Source organism: Drancourtella sp. An12 (genome assembly GCF_002160935.1).
GTDB lineage: Bacteria > Bacillota > Clostridia > Lachnospirales > Lachnospiraceae > Sellimonas > Sellimonas catena.
The window spans coordinates 26,913-41,031 of the sequence record NZ_NFLO01000013.1 but is presented as its reverse complement, the minus strand read 5'-3'; the positions used below and the strand labels follow the sequence as shown (position 1 = coordinate 41,031).

The window sequence follows — 14,119 nt, the reverse complement described above, 5'->3', positions numbered from 1 at the left end:
AAATGTCCGTGAAAATCAAATCAGCCCGCGAGATAGAGTTGATGACGGAAGCCGGAAGAATTCTTGGAGAAGTTCACAGGGAGCTTGGAAAGGGAATCCGGCCGGGGATGTCAACCGCTGATATTGATCATCTGGGGGAGGAGATCATCCGAAGTTACGGATGCACTCCCTCCTTCCTCGGTTATAATGGATATCCGGCTTCGATCTGTGTATCTGTCAATGAGGAAGTCGTACATGGAATTCCGGACCGGCACAGAATCATAAGAGAAGGAGATATCGTTTCTCTGGATGCAGGGGTTATTTACAAAGGCTATCATTCCGATGCTGCCAGGACGCACATACTGGGAGATGCGGGAGAAGAAGTCAGAAAACTCGTGGAAGTGACGAGGCAAAGTTTCTTTGAAGGTATGAAATATGCAAAAGAGGGGTATCATCTGTATGACATCTCCCGCGCAATCGGAACATACGCCGGAAAGTTCGGCTATGGAGTGGTCAGGGAACTCTGCGGCCACGGGATCGGAACGAAACTGCATGAAGATCCGCAGATCCCGAATTTTGCAATGCCGCGCAGAGGTCTGAAGCTGAAAGCAGGAATGACTCTTGCGGTTGAACCGATGATTAATCTTGGGACAGCGGATGTCAAATGGATGAGGGATGGCTGGACTGTGGTGACAAAAGACGGGAAGCCTTCTGCACACTACGAGAATACCATTCTGATTACAGAGGGAGAACCGAAAATTCTGACGCTGTCAGAAGAAGAGGGCAAAGAGGAGACTTAGATGTTAAGTTATGAACCGGGAATGCTTGTGAGATCACTTGCAGGGCATGACAAAGGAAAGCTTTATATTATAATAGAAGAAAGAGATCAGATGCTTCTGCTTTCGGACGGGGAGATCCGGACTATGGCAAGACCGAAAGCAAAGAAAGTCATGCATGTCCAGCTGATCAAAGAAAAGCTGGAGGAGAAGGAAATGACGGATATTTCCATCCGTTCATTCATAAAAAAATATCAGAAAGAACACATGTAAAAGGGATTCAAAAAGGAGGAACAGCATGTCAAAGGCTGACGTAATCGAAATTGAAGGAACTGTTGTTGAGAAACTGCCAAACGCAATGTTCCAGGTAGAACTGGAAAACGGACACCAGGTGCTTGCACACATCAGTGGAAAGCTCCGCATGAATTTTATCAAAATCTTACCGGGTGACAAAGTAACTCTGGAGCTTTCACCGTATGATTTATCTAAAGGAAGAATTATCTGGAGAGATAAATAAAAAAAGTATTGACTTTTGAAGAGAGAAAAACTATAATATTAGATGCCGTTCGTGGGCGAAGTCCGCACAAACGGCAGCAACAGTAGGTTTACAAGGTATGAAAGGAGGATTTGACATGAAGGTTAGATCATCAGTAAAACCGATTTGCGAAAAATGCAAAGTTATCAAGAGAAAAGGCAGTATCAGAATTATCTGCGAAAATCCGAAGCACAAACAGCGTCAGGGCTAATCAGGCTGACAAAGCAGTGATTTGGAACATGAATTAGGCGGCTGATAGTGTGACACGCCAGGCGGTGTGTAGCGCTATTTTAAATATACAAGGCACCGCAGGATGGGCCATTGTATATTGCTTCTAATACCGGCAGTCATGAACCCAAAGGTTGCCGGAAAGGGCATATTTAACATACCGGATATGCCTGGGCACATCAGTATTCCGTCAAATACGGTATGCCCCAGTTAAAGACAATATGAAACAAAACATGTAAAAATGGAGGAAAACAAGTATGGCTCGTATTGCAGGTGTTGACTTACCAAGAGACAAACGTGTAGAAATCGGTCTGACTTACATCTACGGAATCGGAAGAGTAAGTTCCAACCGTATCTTAACAGAAGCAGGAGTAAATCCTGACACAAGATGCAGAGATCTGACAGACGAAGAAGTTAAGAGAATCAGCTCTGTTATCGATGAAACTCAGGTTGTTGAAGGTGATCTTAGAAGAGAGATCGCTATGAACATCAAGAGATTACAGGAAATCGGATGCTACAGAGGAATCCGTCATAGAAAAGGACTTCCGGTTCGTGGACAGAAGACAAAGACAAATGCCAGAACAAGAAAAGGTCCGAAGAGAACAGTAGCAAATAAGAAGAAATAGTACACAATATTCAAGAAAGTAGGTTAGTTTAAATGGCAAAGAAAGTTGCAAAGAAAGTAACAAAAAAACGTGTCAAGAAAAACGTTGAACATGGACAGGCACATATTCAGTCATCTTTCAATAACACAATCGTTACTCTGACAGATGCACAGGGAAATGCTTTATCATGGGCAAGTGCCGGCGGTCTGGGATTTAGAGGTTCAAGGAAATCTACTCCATATGCAGCACAGATGGCAGCTGAGACGGCAGCTAAGGCAGCATTAGTACATGGTCTGAAATCAGTAGACGTTATGGTAAAGGGACCAGGTTCAGGAAGAGAAGCAGCAATCCGTGCGCTTCAGGCATGCGGAATTGATGTAACAAGCATCAAAGATGTAACTCCGGTACCACACAATGGTTGCCGCCCACCAAAACGTAGAAGAGTCTAATTAGGAGGAAAAGAGCATGGCAGTAAATAGAGTTCCGGTTCTGAAAAGATGCCGTTCCCTCGGAATGGATCCGATTTATTTAGGAATTGATAAAAAGTCCAAAAGACAGTTAAAAAGATCTAATAGAAAAATGAGCGAGTATGCACTTCAGTTACGTGAAAAGCAGAAAGCAAAATTCATCTACGGCGTATTAGAAAAACCGTTCCGTAACTACTACAAGAGAGCAAAACAGATGAACGGTATGACAGGTACAAACCTGATGATCCTTCTTGAAACACGTCTTGACAACATCATCTTCCGTATGGGATTTGCCAGAACAAGACGCGAAGCAAGACAGATCGTTGATCACAAGCACGTACTCGTAAACGGCAAGCAGGTGAACATTCCGTCCTACCTTGTAAAGGCCGGCGATGTAATCGAAATCAAAGAGAAATGCAAAGGTTCTCAGAGATATAAAGATATCCTTGAGGTAACAGCAGGACGTCTTGTACCGGCATGGTTAGATGTAGATGCAGAAAGCTTAAAAGGAACAGTAAAGGAACTTCCGACACGCGATGAGATCGATGTACCGGTTGATGAAATGCTGATCGTCGAATTATATTCTAAATAATAACCCGTAAAACGTGCTGATAGCAGGAGGGAACTTATAGTGTTTGATTTTAATAAACCGAATATCGAAATCACAGAAATGTCAGAAGATAAAAGATACGGCAGATTTGTTGTGGAGCCGCTGGAAAGAGGCTACGGAACAACACTCGGAAACAGTCTGAGAAGAATTATGCTGTCCTCTCTGCCTGGAGCTGCAATTAGCCAGGTAAAGATCGATGGTGTACTTCATGAATTCAGTTCCATTCCGGGAGTGAAGGAAGACGTTACTGAGATTATCATGAATCTGAAGACATTGGCGATTAAAAACACTTCAGAAACAGACGAACCAAAAACAGCTTATATCGAATTTGAAGGAGAAGGCGTTGTAACAGGCGCTGATATTCAGGTGGATTCTGATATTGAAATCATGAATCCGGATGTTGTCATTGCTACACTGAACGGTGGAGCAGACAGCAAGCTTTACATGGAGCTGACCATCACAAAAGGAAGAGGTTATGTAAGCTCGGATAAGAACAAGAAGGAAGATCTTCCGATCGGCGTGATCCCGATTGATTCTATCTACACTCCTGTAGAGCGTGTAAATCTGACTGTACAGAATACTCGTGTCGGACAGATTACAGACTACGATAAGCTGACGCTGGATGTATATACAAACGGTACCCTGCTTCCGGATGAGGCAGTCAGCCTTGCGGCAAAAGTGTTAAACGAACATCTGAAGCTCTTTATTGATCTCTCCGAAGTGGCTCAGGCTGCTGAAGTGATGATCGAAAAAGAAGATGATGAGAAAGAAAAAGTTCTTGAGATGAGTATCGATGAGCTGGAACTTTCTGTTCGTTCTTACAACTGCCTGAAGAGAGCTGGAATCAATACCGTGGAAGAGCTGACAAACAGAACTCCTGAGGATATGATGAAAGTACGTAATCTGGGACGTAAGTCTTTAGAAGAAGTGTTAGCAAAATTGAAAGAACTCGGCCTCGAACTCAGCCAGGGAGAGGAATAGAGAATAAGATAATTTCCTGCCGGTAAGCCCGATGTGCGCGGCAGGGCATTTGACTAGTAAGCCCGAAGATGCATAATCAGATGTAAATAATGGAGGAAAAGAACAATGGCAAAGTATAGAAAGCTTGGAAGAAGAAGTGATTTAAGAAAGGCTCTGTTAAGAAATCAGGTTACAGCTCTTTTAAATCATGGAAGAATCAGAACAACAGAAGCGAAAGCGAAAGAAATCCGCAAAATCGCTGAAGGTCTGATTGCAATGGCTGTAAAAGAAAAAGATAACTTCGAAGAAGTAACTGTAACAGCAAAAGTTGCACGTAAAGATGCTGACGGAAAGCGCGTGAAAGAAGTTGTAGACGGAAAGAAAGTAACCGTTTACGATGAAGTTGAGAAGAAGATCAAAAAAGATCTTCCATCCAGACTGCATGCACGCCGCCAGATGCTGAAAGTTCTCGTTCCGGTTAAAGAAGTTGTAGACGGAAAGAAGAAAGCTCCGAAGGAAGTAGATCTTGTTGAAAAATTATTCACAGAGATCGCTCCGAAATACGAAGGACGTAACGGTGGTTACACAAGAATCGTAAAGATTGGACAGCGTAAAGGTGACGCTGCGATGGAAGTATTCATCGAGTTAGTTTAATATTGAGAACATAAACGGTTTTCCTTTTATGGAAAGCCGTTTTTTATGTTTTAGAAATGAGTTACAGTCATAAAGTAATCGGAAAAATGACGAAGACAATCATAAAATCAGGCATTCGTTTATGCAAAAAGTAGAAAGAGTTTTCTTCGTTAAAAAATTATCAAAAATGAATTGACAAATAATTAACGATGAACTATACTAAGCACAGTGAAACGATAAAAACGTTTTAGAGTTTAGGAGGAAGATAAGCATGGCGACAAAGAAAAAAGAAGCACCAGCAATTATTGACAATGTGGAAGCTCTTATTGAAAAAATCAAAGCAATGAAAGAAGCTCAGAAGGTATTTGCTACTTTTACACAGGAACAGGTCGATAAGATCTTTTTTGAAGCAGCAATGGCAGCTAACAAGGCTCGTATCCCGCTGGCAAAGATGGCAGTGGAAGAAACCGGAATGGGCGTTGTCGAAGATAAGATTATTAAAAATCACTATGCGGCTGAATATATTTACAATGCATATAAAAATACAAAGACATGCGGTGTGATCGAAGAAGACACGGCATACGGAATCAAAAAGATTGCAGAGCCAATCGGTCTGATTGCCGCTGTTATTCCTACGACAAACCCGACATCTACAGCAATCTTCAAGACACTGATTGCGTTAAAGACAAGAAATGCAATCATTATCAGCCCGCATCCACGTGCAAAAGCATGTACGATTGCGGCAGCCAAAGTTGTGCTTGACGCAGCTGTCAAAGCAGGTGCTCCGGAAGGCATTATCGGATGGATCGATGTTCCGTCTCTGGAACTGACAAATGAAGTCATGAGAGATGCTGATATTATCCTCGCTACAGGCGGCCCTGGAATGGTAAAAGCTGCATACTCCTCCGGAAAACCGGCACTTGGAGTAGGTGCAGGAAATACACCGGCAATTATTGATGAGACAGCAGACATCAAACTTGCTGTAAACTCCATCATTCATTCTAAAACGTTTGATAACGGTATGATCTGTGCTTCTGAACAGTCCGTAACTGTTCTGGAGAGTGTATACGAAGAAGTAAAGAAAGAATTCGCTTATCGCGGATGCTACTTCTTAAAGAAGGATGAGATCGAAAAAGTAAGAAAAACGATCATTATCAACGGTGCCCTGAATGCGAAGATCGTAGGACAGAGCGCATACACAATTGCAAAACTTGCAGGAGTAGACGTTCCTGAAAATACAAAGATCCTGATCGGTGAAGTAGAATCCGTAGATATCTCTGAAGAATTTGCTCATGAGAAACTTTCTCCGGTACTTGCAATGTATAAAGCGAAGACATTTGACGAGGCTATCGCAAAGGCAGAGCAGCTTGTTGCAGACGGTGGATATGGACATACTTCTTCCCTGTACGTCAATACAGCAGAGAAAGAAAAAATGGCTAAACATGCTGCAGCAATGAAGACCTGCCGTATCCTGATCAACACACCTTCTTCCCAGGGTGGTATCGGTGATTTATACAACTTCAAACTTGCTCCGTCTCTGACACTTGGATGTGGATCCTGGGGAGGCAACTCCGTATCCGAAAACGTAGGAGTGAAACATCTGATCAACATTAAGACAGTTGCCGAGAGGAGAGAGAATATGCTTTGGTTCAGAACACCTGAAAAAGTTTACTTTAAAAAAGGATGTATGCCGGTGGCTCTCGACGAGCTCGGAACAGAGATGCACAAGAAGAAAGCATTTATCGTTACTGATACATTCTTATACAAAAATGGTTATGTAAAACCGATCGAAGAGAAACTCGATGAGATGGGAATTCAGCATACATGCTTCTACGAAGTGGCACCGGACCCGACTTTACAGTGCGCACTCAAAGGTACAGACCAGATGAGAGCATTCGAGCCGGATACAATCATCGCACTCGGCGGCGGATCCGCAATGGACGCAGCAAAGATCATGTGGGTAATGTATGAACATCCGGAAGCAAACTTTGAAGACATGGCTATGGACTTCATGGATATCCGTAAGAGAGTATACAAATTCCCTAAGATGGGAGAGAAAGCTTACTTTGTAGCAATCCCGACTTCTTCAGGTACAGGTTCCGAGGTGACACCGTTTGCGATCATCACAGACGCTGACACAGGTGTAAAATGGCCTCTGGCTGACTACGAATTACTTCCAAACATGGCGATCGTTGATGTTGACAACATGATGACACAGCCGAAAGGACTGACAAGTGCATCCGGTATCGACGTTATGACACATGCGATCGAGGCATATGTATCCATCATGGCTACAGAATATACAGACGGTCTTGCATTAAAGGCAATCAAGACAGTATTTGACTACTTACCGGCAGCTTATGAAAAGGGAGCAGCAGACCCGATTGCGAGAGAGAAGATGGCAAACGCTTCCTGTATGGCAGGTATGGCATTCGCCAACGCATTCCTTGGACTGAACCACTCCATGGCTCACAAACTTGGTGCGTTCCACCACATTCCGCACGGTGTGGCAAATGCGCTGCTTCTGACAAACGTAATCCGCTACAATGCTGCAGAAGTACCGGTTAAGATGGGAACATTCTCACAGTACCAGTATCCGCACGCTCAGGCAAGATATGCTGAGGCGGCAAGATTTGCAGGAATCTGCGGCAAAGATGATGCAGAGACAGTAGAATTATTCTGTGAAAAACTGGAAGAATTAAAGAAAGCAATCGGAATTCCGAAAACGATCAAAGAATGGGGCATCAAAGAAGAAGACTTCCTCGCTACACTGGATGAAATGGTAGAACAGGCATTCAATGACCAGTGTACAGGAGCAAACCCGAGATACCCGCTGATGAGCGAAATCAAAGAGCTTTACCTGAAATCCTACTACGGCAACTAAATGATATTCGTACTTCATATGCAAGGTGTGGCAGGAATTGCGCACCTTGCATATTTTGTAAAAAAATCGTATAAAATGTGCAGTCAATATATAAAATAACGAAAAGTTTGTTAAAAAATTTACCAATATAAGAATGTTATGGTATAATAAGGATAAATCGAAGATCAGTTTTGACAGACAGGAGGTAATCTTATGAAACTGGAAAATGTAATCGTAGAACGCCCATACAAAAAAGTATACCGTTGCGACGAGGGGATCGCGAAAGTTTTTGAACCATCTCATCCAAAGGAAGATGTATTTAATGAAGCGCTCAATCAGGCAAGAGTCGAGGCGACAGGGTTAAATATTCCAAAGGTAAAAAGTGTAAATGAAATTGATGGAAAATGGGCACTTGTCATTGATTATAAAGAGGGAAAGACACTCGAAGAGCTGATGCAGGAAAATCCGGATAAGATGGACGAGTACATGGAGCAGTTTGTGGATCTTCAGCTTGAGATTCACAGCAAGACAGCACCGCTTTTAGGAAAACTCAAAGACAAACTGAACCGCCAGATCAACAGTCTGAAAGATGTGGTGGATGCTACGACCAGATATGAACTCCTGACAAGACTGGACAGCATGCCAAAGCATCACAAAGTATGCCATGGTGATTTCAATCCAAGCAACGTGATCGTAGGAGAAGACGGATCCCTCTATGTGGTTGACTGGGCTCATGCCACACAGGGAAACGCAAGTGCGGATGCAGCCATGACCTACCTTCTGTTTGCACTGAAGGATCAGAAGCTCGCTGACAAATACATGGATCTGTTCTGCAGGAAGAGCGATACGGCAAAACAGTACGTACAGCAGTGGCTTCCGATCGTTGCGGCAGCACAGCTTACAAAGAAACATACGATGGAACAAGATTTCCTTATGAAATGGATCGATATCTTCGATTATCAGTAAATGATTATGAATTTACACACGCCGGACCTTGCGGGTCCGGCGTATTTATTTCGGTCGGGACCTTTAGAAAGACTGGTTTTATCCGGAGGAAAAACGTGATAAAATGGAAAGACATAAAAGAGGGACGAAATATGATAATCAGAGAAACAAAAAAGGAGGATCTGAAACAGGTCATGGAAATTATCAGGATGGCTCAAAAGCTTTTTAAAGAGAGCGGGATCAATCAGTGGCAGGATGGCTATCCAAACAAAGAAGTTCTTCTGGGAGATATCCGGAAGAGACAGAGCTACGTGGCAGAAGAAGAGGGGAGACTGATCGGTACAGCGGTGCTTTCTCCTGAAAGAGAGAGTACATATGAAAAGATAGAGAAAGGAGAATGGTTGACGGGACCGGATGCGGACTATGTCGTCATTCACAGAATCGCGACACACAGCGATTACAAAAGGCGCGGAACAGCCGGCAGTTTTTTGAAAAAAGCCGAGGATCTGGGCAGAGAACATGGAGCCGGGAGTATTCGGATTGATACGCATCCGGACAACCGGATCATGCAGAACTGGTTGAAAAAGAACGGTTTTTCCTACTGTGGATGGATCTGGCTTGTAACCGGAGATCTGCGCTATGCCTATGAAAAGTTGTTATAAAGTGGTAAGAAAGTATATACTTTTTTTAGAAAAGCTTTAGATTTCTTCCATGGTTTCTACACAGACGCCATGCTATACTAAAACAAGAAAATGAAGGGAGATACGCAATGAAAGAAGTTAAATCACCTAGAAAACCTTTTATCATATATGCGCTCGTGGTTGCGGTAGTCATCCTTCTGCTGAACGGGCTGTTGTTCCCGAACATACTGGAGCAGAGGACGGAAGAAGTCGATTACGGTACATTTATGACGATGACAGAAAATAAAGAGATTGGACTTGTGGAGGTTCAGGATACAGAAATCGTTTTTACGGACAAGAATCAGGAACATGTCTACAAGACCGGTGTGATGAATGATCCCGGACTGGTGGAGCGTCTTCATGATGCGGGAGCGAAATTCTCCCAGAATATCGAAGAGCAGATGCCGGTATGGATGAGCCTGCTGCTTTCCTACGTTATTCCGATTGCCATCTTTCTGTTTATCGGGAACTGGCTTTCGAAAAAAATGGCAAGCAAGATGGGCGGGCCGAATTCCATGGCGTTCGGAATGGGAAAGAGCAATGCCAAGATTTATGTTCAGTCCGACTCCGGAATTCACTTTTCGGATGTGGCAGGTGAGGAGGAGGCCAAGGAGCTTTTAAGTGAGATCGTTGATTTCCTTCATAATCCGGCAAGATACAGAGAGATCGGTGCTTCCATGCCGAAAGGAGCCCTTCTCGTAGGCCCTCCTGGTACCGGTAAGACGCTGCTTGCCAAGGCAGTAGCCGGAGAGGCAAATGTTCCGTTCTTCTCCATTTCCGGATCGGAGTTCGTAGAGATGTTTGTCGGAATGGGCGCTGCCAAAGTGCGTGACCTCTTCAAACAGGCGAACGAGAAGGCGCCGTGTATCGTCTTCATTGATGAGATCGATACCATCGGTAAAAAGAGGGACGGACAGATTGGCGGCAATGACGAACGGGAACAGACGCTGAACCAGCTTCTGACAGAGATGGATGGTTTTGACGGTTCCAAAGGTGTTGTGATTCTGGCGGCGACGAACCGTCCGGATTCTCTGGACCCGGCGCTGTTAAGACCGGGGCGTTTTGACCGGAGGATTCCGGTTGAGCTTCCGGATATGCAGGGAAGAGCGGATATTCTGAGAGTCCATGCAAAGAAGATCAAGATCGCTGATAATGTGGACTTTAACGAGATTGCCAAGATGACAGCAGGTGCTTCCGGTGCGGAGCTTGCCAATATTGTCAATGAGGCTGCTTTAAAGGCGGTAAGAGAGCACAGGAAATTTGCGACCCAGGCCGACATGGAAGAGAGCGTGGAAGTAGTTATCGCAGGATATGAGAAGAAGACCCGTGTGCTGTCCAACAAGGAGAAGCTGCAGGTGGCATACCACGAGGTAGGACATGCTCTGGTGGCCGCGTTGCAGACCCATTCCGCGCCGGTTCAGAAGATCACGATTATTCCAAGGACAAGCGGCGCGCTTGGATATACGATGCAGGTGGATGAGAAAGAGCATTTCCTGATGTCAAAAGAGGAACTGGAAAATAAAATCGCAACCTTCACAGGAGGACGTGCGGCGGAAGAGCTGATTTTCCACTCCAGCTCCACAGGAGCGTCCAATGATATTGAACAGGCGACAAAGCTTGCAAGAGCAATGATTACTCAGTATGGTATGTCAGATGAGTTTGATATGGTGGCTCTTCAGCATATCAGCAATCAGTATCTGGGTGGAGACGCATCCCTTGCCTGCTCCGATGAGACAGCATCCTACATTGATAAAAAGGTAGTTGAACTTGTACGGACACAGCATGAGAAAGCAAGAAGAATTCTGGAGGAGAATATCATGAAGCTTCATGATATTGCAAAATATCTCTATGAACACGAAACCATCACCGGCGATGAGTTTATGGAAATACTGAATCGCAGACCGGAACAGGCAGGAGGTCCGGTGCAGGAATAAAGAAAAAAAGAAACGCTATGCAGAAATCGGGAGAGATCCTGATCTGCATAGCGTTTTCATATGCAAAGTATTAAAAATCCGCCGGCGTAATGCCGGGTCAGCAAGGATGTGTTGTCAGAAACTTATTAGAAAAATACATTTCCTCCTACGACAGTTCCACTGTGACCGGTAGATGCGGCGCGGAACTGATAACATCCGCTGACAGATGCAAGCCGTTTGCCGTTGAGGGCATCTCTTGCTACCTGATAACAGATGGAGCTTGGTCCCCGGTTCAGAACTTTACTGAGACTTCCGTTCCAGGTCGGGGAAAACTGTCCGCTCTGGTAAATGACGCCTTTTAATGTATTAGGATATCTTGGACTCTCTACACGGTTCATAATGACGGTAGCAACAGCGAGAAGCCCGTCGTATCCGCCTCCGCCTGCCTCGCATTCCAGAATTGCCGCAAACAGAACGAGGTCGCTTGTTTCGGCAGGAGCAGAAGGCTTCTGGGTAGTTGAATTATCGGCCGGCGGCTTCTGATTTCCTGAATTAGACGTATTGTTATTGCTGCTGTTATTTGAGCTGCCGGAGGAATTTCCGCCGGAAGGCTTCTGGGTATCCGAAGGTTTCTGAGCAGATGCCTCCTGCTTATTGTCAGAAGATGATTCGCTTTTGCCGGAGTCTTTGTCAGAAGAAGTATCTGATTCGAGTTCGCTCGTACCGGCTGCATTGTAAGAGTCTGTTGTCGTTTCCAGTGCTTTTTTTGCAGCTTCTTCAGCGGCCTTTGCAGCAGCAAGTGCCTGGGAAGAAGCAGTAAGCTGTCCGTTGGTTGATTCAATCCGGGAATTCAATTCAGCCTGCTTGGATGTCATCTGCTGTTTCATGGCATCCAGTTCTTCTTTTTGTTTCTTCAGATTTTTCTCTTTTTGATCGATATCCTGACGCAGATCCTGCAGCTGCTTGAGCATTTTACGGTCGTATTCCGTAACGCTTGATACAAAGTCCACACGGTTCAGAAATTCGCCCATGCTGTCTGAAGTAAGAAGAATTTCGAGAAAAGAAACATTCCCGCTTTCATATATGTACTGAATACGTTTCTTCATCGACTGATACTGCAGATCTTCATTCACCTGTGCGGCAGCCAGATCAAGCTCTGTCTGCTCGGCTTCTTTATTCGTGCTTTCAATCTTCGCGGCAAGGGAGGTGATTTCCCCGCTGATAGAAGAAAGCTGCTCATTCAAATCCTGTAATTCGGACTGGAGATCCTGTGTTTCCTTTTCCAGATCAGCTACGGAATCCTCTGCATATACAAGAACAGGGGAAGCCATCAGAACGGCGGCACAGGTAAAAGCAGTACATGCACGCAGTAAAGGTTTAAGTTTTGCTTTCATCATACCGAATCCTTTCGTAAAATTAAATACAGATAGAGTATACTATAAATTGCGGAATTAATCAAATTTTGATAGAATATAAATAATTATGTAGGCCAAGAGTCATTTATGAAGAAAGGATAACGAAAATGGGAAGCAGGACAAAAGAAGCAGAGTTTGAAGAATACAGGCTCCGGATTTATCCATGGGTGCGGGAAATCCCGGGGGATGCGGCCGGATGGGAGAAAGAGGGCTGTTCGCCGGAAGACACCCCGCTTCTGTCTTTTGTGGACGGTCTGATGACGGTATTTGTAATACAGAAAGAAGAAGAGGTTTTTGAAATTTTGAAAGATTCGATGCTCCCGGAAGGGATGACACCGGAAGAGATTTACCGGACTGCCTGCGAGAATCTGGCAAGGGATGTGGAGTTTGTCTTTTCCAATACCCTGTTTGGAGGATTCGGCGTGATTGCGGACGGAGTACACGAGGCAAGTGCGCTGTGTCTGCGTCACGTCTGGGAAGTCTGTACGGAAAAGCTGCAGGATGATGTGGTGATCATGGCACCTTCCAGGGATCTGCTTTTATTTGCGCCAAAGTCGGATAGAAAGACCGTGCAGTCCATGATTCAGTTTGGGGAGCAGGGATGGCTGCAGAGTGAGCACAGGCTGACAAAGCGGCTGTATCAATATTCCAGAGAAAGAAAGGAATTGACAGGTTATGAGAGAGATTAAGATGATCGGGCTGGATCTGGACGGTACGCTGCTCAACAGTGAGAAAAAGGTGACGAAATATTCAGAAGAAGTACTCAAAGAGGCGATCCGTCAGGGGGTAACGGTCCTTGTGGCAACCGGACGGCCACTGTCCGGAGTGCCGGAGTTTATGAGAGAGTTTCCGGGGATGCGGTATATTCTGACTGCAAACGGAGCCAGAATCTATGACAGAAAAGATGGAGAGAAGCTTCTTTTTTCGCATCTTTTGTCCAACGAAGATGCATCTAGAGTGTTGGACATATTTGAAGAATACGACACACTGAGAGATGTCTATTATGACGGAGTCGGGTACGCGAATCGTGCCGCGATTGAACAGGTGGAAAAATATTATCCCGAGCCGGGCATGCGTGAGTACATCAGGAAGACGAGAAAACGGGTGGACAATGTCAGGGACAAGATGAAGGAGTTTTCCTTTGGAATGGATAAGATCCAGGCTGTGTTTGCAGATCTGGATGAGAGAAAAGAGGCAATGAGACGGCTGAAAGAGACGACAAATCTTGCTGTTACCGGAGCTTTGGTCAATAATGTCGAAGTCAATGCGGCAGGTGTCAATAAAGGAAACGGGCTTCTGGAGCTTGGAAAGCTTCTTGGAATTACAAAAGATGAGATTATGGCCTGCGGGGACGGACTCAATGACCTGGTGATGCTTCAGACAGTGGGATTCGGGGTTGCCATGGCAAACGGCCATGAGGAAGTCAAAAAGCATGCGGATTATATTACGCTTACCAACGAAGAGAACGGCGTGGCAAAGGCAATAGAGAAGTTTGTACTGAGGTAGGGGA

General features: G+C 44.8%; 16 protein-coding genes. 15 read left to right on the top strand and 1 reads right to left on the bottom strand.

Going from position 1 to position 14,119, the window contains the following annotated elements; genetic code table 11:
• Positions 1 to 2: 2 nt before the first annotated feature.
• From map to ftsH, 13 genes are all read left to right on the top strand, one after another.
• A complete protein-coding gene (gene map, locus B5E64_RS11600) occupies positions 3 to 779 on the top strand; it encodes a type I methionyl aminopeptidase (protein WP_087168667.1) in 777 nt (258 codons plus the stop codon).
• Positions 780 to 1,028, top strand: a complete 249-nt coding sequence (locus B5E64_RS11595; protein WP_087168666.1) for a KOW domain-containing RNA-binding protein — start codon at positions 780 to 782, stop codon at positions 1,026 to 1,028.
• Between the two features lie 25 nt (positions 1,029 to 1,053).
• Positions 1,054 to 1,272, top strand: a complete 219-nt coding sequence (infA, locus tag B5E64_RS11590) for a translation initiation factor IF-1 (protein WP_004607275.1) — start codon at positions 1,054 to 1,056, stop codon at positions 1,270 to 1,272.
• A 115-nt stretch (positions 1,273 to 1,387) separates the two neighbouring features.
• Positions 1,388 to 1,501 (top strand): 50S ribosomal protein L36, encoded by a 114-nt coding sequence (gene rpmJ / locus B5E64_RS11585; RefSeq protein WP_003022746.1) that lies wholly within the window; start codon positions 1,388 to 1,390, stop codon positions 1,499 to 1,501.
• Positions 1,502 to 1,775: 274 nt separating this feature from the next.
• Positions 1,776 to 2,144, top strand: coding sequence for a 30S ribosomal protein S13 (gene rpsM / locus B5E64_RS11580; RefSeq protein ID WP_087168665.1), 369 nt, complete (start codon positions 1,776 to 1,778; stop codon positions 2,142 to 2,144).
• Positions 2,145 to 2,176: 32 nt separating this feature from the next.
• Complete coding sequence (gene rpsK / locus B5E64_RS11575) at positions 2,177 to 2,572, top strand: 30S ribosomal protein S11 (protein ID WP_024731877.1); 396 nt, start codon at positions 2,177 to 2,179, stop codon at positions 2,570 to 2,572.
• A gap of 16 nt (positions 2,573 to 2,588) precedes the next feature.
• A complete protein-coding gene (gene rpsD, locus B5E64_RS11570) occupies positions 2,589 to 3,182 on the top strand; it encodes a 30S ribosomal protein S4 (RefSeq protein ID WP_087168664.1) in 594 nt (197 codons plus the stop codon).
• 39 nt (positions 3,183 to 3,221) lie between these two features.
• Complete coding sequence (locus B5E64_RS11565; protein ID WP_087168663.1) at positions 3,222 to 4,181, top strand: DNA-directed RNA polymerase subunit alpha; 960 nt, start codon at positions 3,222 to 3,224, stop codon at positions 4,179 to 4,181.
• Positions 4,182 to 4,286: 105 nt separating this feature from the next.
• Positions 4,287 to 4,814, top strand: a complete 528-nt coding sequence (locus B5E64_RS11560; RefSeq protein ID WP_087168662.1) for a bL17 family ribosomal protein — start codon at positions 4,287 to 4,289, stop codon at positions 4,812 to 4,814.
• A gap of 250 nt (positions 4,815 to 5,064) precedes the next feature.
• A complete protein-coding gene (gene adhE / locus B5E64_RS11555; protein ID WP_087168661.1) occupies positions 5,065 to 7,677 on the top strand; it encodes a bifunctional acetaldehyde-CoA/alcohol dehydrogenase in 2,613 nt (870 codons plus the stop codon).
• A 192-nt stretch (positions 7,678 to 7,869) separates the two neighbouring features.
• A complete protein-coding gene (locus tag B5E64_RS11550) occupies positions 7,870 to 8,622 on the top strand; it encodes an aminoglycoside phosphotransferase family protein (protein WP_087168660.1) in 753 nt (250 codons plus the stop codon).
• A 131-nt stretch (positions 8,623 to 8,753) separates the two neighbouring features.
• On the top strand, positions 8,754 to 9,263 hold the full coding sequence (locus B5E64_RS11545) for a GNAT family N-acetyltransferase (protein WP_162610182.1): 510 nt from the start codon (positions 8,754 to 8,756) through the stop codon (positions 9,261 to 9,263).
• A 107-nt stretch (positions 9,264 to 9,370) separates the two neighbouring features.
• A complete protein-coding gene (gene ftsH, locus B5E64_RS11540; protein ID WP_087168658.1) occupies positions 9,371 to 11,215 on the top strand; it encodes an ATP-dependent zinc metalloprotease FtsH in 1,845 nt (614 codons plus the stop codon).
• 125 nt (positions 11,216 to 11,340) lie between these two features.
• Here ftsH and B5E64_RS11535 read toward each other — a convergent pair whose 3' ends face one another.
• Positions 11,341 to 12,591, bottom strand: coding sequence for a cell wall hydrolase (locus B5E64_RS11535; RefSeq protein ID WP_087168657.1), 1,251 nt, complete (start codon positions 12,589 to 12,591; stop codon positions 11,341 to 11,343).
• Positions 12,592 to 12,716: 125 nt separating this feature from the next.
• Here B5E64_RS11535 and B5E64_RS11530 point away from each other — a divergent pair, with 125 nt between their 5' ends.
• Both B5E64_RS11530 and B5E64_RS11525 read left to right on the top strand, forming a co-directional pair.
• Complete coding sequence (locus B5E64_RS11530; protein WP_087168656.1) at positions 12,717 to 13,298, top strand: hypothetical protein; 582 nt, start codon at positions 12,717 to 12,719, stop codon at positions 13,296 to 13,298.
• Positions 13,285 to 14,115, top strand: a complete 831-nt coding sequence (locus B5E64_RS11525) for a Cof-type HAD-IIB family hydrolase (protein WP_087168655.1) — start codon at positions 13,285 to 13,287, stop codon at positions 14,113 to 14,115. Before B5E64_RS11530 ends, B5E64_RS11525 begins: the two co-directional genes overlap by 14 nt.
• Positions 14,116 to 14,119 lie beyond the last annotated feature (4 nt).

What these genes read in the sequence shown, in the direction of transcription:
- map (WP_087168667.1), top strand. Translation starts at nt 3, where the DNA reads ATGTCCGTGAAAATCAAATCAGCCCGCGAGATAGAGTTGATGACGGAA.
- B5E64_RS11595 (WP_087168666.1), top strand. Translation starts at nt 780, where the DNA reads ATGTTAAGTTATGAACCGGGAATGCTTGTGAGATCACTTGCAGGGCAT.
- infA (WP_004607275.1), top strand. Translation starts at nt 1,054, where the DNA reads ATGTCAAAGGCTGACGTAATCGAAATTGAAGGAACTGTTGTTGAGAAA.
- rpmJ (WP_003022746.1), top strand. Translation starts at nt 1,388, where the DNA reads ATGAAGGTTAGATCATCAGTAAAACCGATTTGCGAAAAATGCAAAGTT.
- rpsM (WP_087168665.1), top strand. Translation starts at nt 1,776, where the DNA reads ATGGCTCGTATTGCAGGTGTTGACTTACCAAGAGACAAACGTGTAGAA.
- rpsK (WP_024731877.1), top strand. Translation starts at nt 2,177, where the DNA reads ATGGCAAAGAAAGTTGCAAAGAAAGTAACAAAAAAACGTGTCAAGAAA.
- rpsD (WP_087168664.1), top strand. Translation starts at nt 2,589, where the DNA reads ATGGCAGTAAATAGAGTTCCGGTTCTGAAAAGATGCCGTTCCCTCGGA.
- B5E64_RS11560 (WP_087168662.1), top strand. Translation starts at nt 4,287, where the DNA reads ATGGCAAAGTATAGAAAGCTTGGAAGAAGAAGTGATTTAAGAAAGGCT.
- adhE (WP_087168661.1), top strand. Translation starts at nt 5,065, where the DNA reads ATGGCGACAAAGAAAAAAGAAGCACCAGCAATTATTGACAATGTGGAA.
- B5E64_RS11550 (WP_087168660.1), top strand. Translation starts at nt 7,870, where the DNA reads ATGAAACTGGAAAATGTAATCGTAGAACGCCCATACAAAAAAGTATAC.
- B5E64_RS11545 (WP_162610182.1), top strand. Translation starts at nt 8,754, where the DNA reads ATGATAATCAGAGAAACAAAAAAGGAGGATCTGAAACAGGTCATGGAA.
- ftsH (WP_087168658.1), top strand. Translation starts at nt 9,371, where the DNA reads ATGAAAGAAGTTAAATCACCTAGAAAACCTTTTATCATATATGCGCTC.
- B5E64_RS11535 (WP_087168657.1), bottom strand. Translation starts at nt 12,591, where the DNA reads ATGATGAAAGCAAAACTTAAACCTTTACTGCGTGCATGTACTGCTTTT.
- B5E64_RS11530 (WP_087168656.1), top strand. Translation starts at nt 12,717, where the DNA reads ATGGGAAGCAGGACAAAAGAAGCAGAGTTTGAAGAATACAGGCTCCGG.
- B5E64_RS11525 (WP_087168655.1), top strand. Translation starts at nt 13,285, where the DNA reads ATGAGAGAGATTAAGATGATCGGGCTGGATCTGGACGGTACGCTGCTC.